The organism is bacterium (assembly GCA_030247525.1).
Taxonomy (GTDB): domain Bacteria; phylum Electryoneota; class JAOADG01; order JAOADG01; family JAOADG01; genus JAOTSC01.
Genome location: JAOTSC010000250.1, coordinates 1 through 3,270, shown reverse-complemented (window position 1 = coordinate 3,270; position 3,270 = coordinate 1). Strand labels below are relative to the sequence as shown.

General features: G+C 49.2%; 4 protein-coding genes. All 4 read left to right on the top strand.

The window, feature by feature from the left end; genetic code table 11:
- On the top strand, positions 1-754 hold a 754-nt coding region (locus tag OEM52_14585), incomplete at its 5' end, for a phosphatidate cytidylyltransferase (GenBank protein MDK9701362.1).
- Positions 723-2,066, top strand: a complete 1,344-nt coding sequence (gene selB, locus OEM52_14580; protein MDK9701361.1) for a selenocysteine-specific translation elongation factor — start codon at positions 723-725, stop codon at positions 2,064-2,066. The genes OEM52_14585 and selB, both read left to right, overlap by 32 nt.
- A 69-nt stretch (positions 2,067-2,135) precedes the next feature.
- The gene (locus OEM52_14575; GenBank protein MDK9701360.1) at positions 2,136-2,660 is read left to right on the top strand and encodes a SelB C-terminal domain-containing protein; all 525 of its coding nucleotides are present in this window, start codon (positions 2,136-2,138) and stop codon (positions 2,658-2,660) included.
- Positions 2,657-3,270, top strand: a 614-nt coding sequence (locus OEM52_14570; protein ID MDK9701359.1) for a hypothetical protein, incomplete at its 3' end; no start/stop codon positions are given. The genes OEM52_14575 and OEM52_14570, both read left to right, overlap by 4 nt.

The window sequence follows — 3,270 nt, the reverse complement described above, 5'->3', positions numbered from 1 at the left end:
ACTTGGGAGTTGGTCGTTTGCCGTTTTAATCGCACTAATCGCAGCGATGGCGATGTTCGAGTATATGACGATACTGCGCCACTCCGGTGCGGAAGTCGTACGAACTTCCTCGGCGATACTTTCCGCAGCGGTGGTACTTTTAGTGTGGATCGATTTTCATCTTGGCTTTCACCTCGGATTGTTTGTTGTTTTGCTATTAGCGTTATTTTCGTTACGGGGTAGCGGACAAAACATGTCCTTACGAGCAGCCGGTTCGATTGGCGGATTTGTTTATATCGTTGGCTTTCTCTCGACGCTTGTCATTCTGCGAAAACTGCTGTTACCCGACGCAACTTGGGAAGGCGGTATCTTCACACTGTATCTCATGTCGCTGATATGGGTATGCGATACCTTTGCCTATCTCGGTGGCAAAAAGATGGGGAAACGTCCACTTGCTCCCGAAATATCTCCGAAGAAAACGGTCGAAGGTGCAATCTTTGGATTATTCGGTGCAATGCTTTGGAGTTTAACTGGAGTATTACTATTGAGTGAATTTCTGCCATGGGAGTTTCTCGTCGCAACTGCGTTTGTTGCTGGCACCATTGGGCAAGCTGGTGACTTGTTGGAATCAATGTTCAAACGGAGTGCCGGTGTAAAAGATTCCGGGAAACTGCTCCCCGAGCATGGTGGGGTCTTTGACCGTTTCGATAGCTTAATCTTGACTTCCCCTGCGGTGTATCTCCTTGCCGTTGCATTTGGTCTCATCAAGTTCTAATCCAATGACCGTTACTAACCCGCAACATCGACTCGTTATCGGTACTGCCGGTCATATTGACCACGGTAAATCGACCCTCGTCAGAGTACTAACTGGAACCGATCCCGACCGACTGCCCGAAGAACAAGCTCGCGGCATGACCATCGATCTTGGTTTCGCATTTTGGGAACATGGAATCGCATTCGTTGATGTACCCGGTCATGAACGATTTGTGAAAAACATGGTTGCTGGAGCGACTGGAATTGATGCGGCGCTTCTGGTAGTTGCCGCCGATGACGGGGTTATGCCCCAAACCCGAGAACACTACGCCATTCTCTCATTATTAGGAGTTCACAGAGGTATCGTCGCGATAACAAAAACGTCGTTAGCTGACCCCGTATGGCTCGAAATGGTAATCGACGACGTTCGTACAATGCTCGCGAGAGGTACATTATCCGATGCGTCAATCCTTTCGGTCGATTCGCTTACACAGCAAGGGATACCGGAATTGCGCATCGCTTTACAGCAGTTAGCCGAATCGATTCCGGCAAAGTCGTCCAGCGTTGCTTTTTCATTAGCGGTAGATCGGGTGTTTACCAAGCCGGGCTTTGGCGCTGTTGTCACGGGAACGGTATCGGGCGGTGAGTTAAAAGTTGGCGATACCATTGAAATTCAACCGAAAAACCTCACGGTGCGGGTTCGCGGCATACAATCGCAGAACATCGCTCGGGAGCGGGTTGGTTCCGGGGAACGGGCGGCGATTAACATTACTGGAATCGACCGGGATTCTGTTGAGCGTGGGGATCGTCTCTGTGAGCCGGGGGTCTTTACAGCTACCACCGAAATCGATGTTCAGGTTTCAGCAATGGGAGACGAGCCAATCAAGCATCGCTCCCGGGTGCGCTTTCATTCTGGCACTGCCGAAATTATCGGACGGCTTGATTTTCTTAATCAAACATTTTTACAGCCGGGTGAATCGACCTTTGCCCGCTTTCAAGCGGAAACTCCCTTTGTAACTCAGTTTCATGAACGTTTTGTAATTCGTCGTTACTCGCCTGCAGGGACCATCGGCGGCGGAATCGTCCTTAATCCGAATCCACTCCATCGGCTTCGTTCCTCCGAAAATATTGAGTGGTTACCTTTGCGGTTACCAACTCTGAAACAATCGCAGTATCTACAAGCAGCAGTTGCCGAAACCGAACCATCGGCTGCGACAATCGCCCGCCTTTCCATTGCCCTCTCGCTGCCAAAAGCAGTTTTGTTGCAGCATATTATTCAAGCAAAAATTGAGAATGTCTTGCTTGAAGGAGAGACCCGAGTGCTCCGTGTCTAACATTTTGCAAAAGAGAAGCAGCACTTTCGCGAACAGGTTATTGCATTCCAGAAGGATCACCCTGAGCGGGTGGGAATACCTGCTTCGACTATTTTACCGCCACTACAACAACGCATCGGCACAACCCTTACCGACCAACTCGTGAGCGATCTCCTCTGTGAGCAAGTTATCGAAAGCGACCGGGGATACTTCCGAACTATGGATTTTGTACCAGTGTTGTCGCAAACCGATTCCGAGAAAGTAGATCGCCTTAAGCAACGGCTCACATCGGATGGACTGTCGCCCACAGCTCCAGTTACACTCTCGGAAGAATTGAGTATCCCTGAAAAAGAGTTACATCGTTTGATCGAGTTACTGCGTGAGCGGGGAGAGGTGACAGTCTTGGAAGGCAGGCTCTGGTTCCTTACCGGGCAAATTCAAGTTGCTTTCGAGCAAGTTCTCCAGAAACTTAAAGAACAGGAAACGATGAGCGCGGCAGAAATTGCTGTAGTACTGAATACATCTCGAAAATCAGCGATTGCGATTGTCGAAGAGATGGATCGTCGAAATCTCACTGAGCGAATAGGCGATGTCAGACGTTTAAAGATAAAATGAACCAGTTGCGACAGGTAATCGCTTCTTTCGAGGAGTTGCTACTTCCCACCATCTGTATGCAATGCGAAGTAAGAATTCCGAGCGGTTGGATTTGCCCAAAATGCCGAAAATTCCTGCGACCCGCTGTTAATGTCTTGACACCTGAAAACTCACCTCTTTACGAAATCCATGCAATTTGGCGATATGACGGTGCGATTCGGCTGGCGATTGAGCGCTGGAAGTATGGAAAAATGCCCCAGTTGGGTGAATTGTTACTGCAGGAGTATTATACGAAGGAGTGGGCTGAAACAACACTTTCCACCACGTACGACGCAATCGTACCGATACCACCTCATTGGTACCACGTCCGCCATCGTGGTTTCGATCCAGTTCATCAAATTGCGACTCATCTTGCTCAACTTCTTGATACTCCGGTAGTAAAAGCATTGTCGAGAATCGGAATTGCAAAACCGCAAGTCGCCTCAAGCGATTCTGAACGGGAGAGCAATGTAAAGGGAAAGTTTCACTGTTGCACTCCCGTGTCCGGTTCTATTCTCGTTGTTGATGATGTAATAACCACCGGGAGCACGTTGCGGGAAGCTGCGATCACACTGAAATCCGACACTGTGGA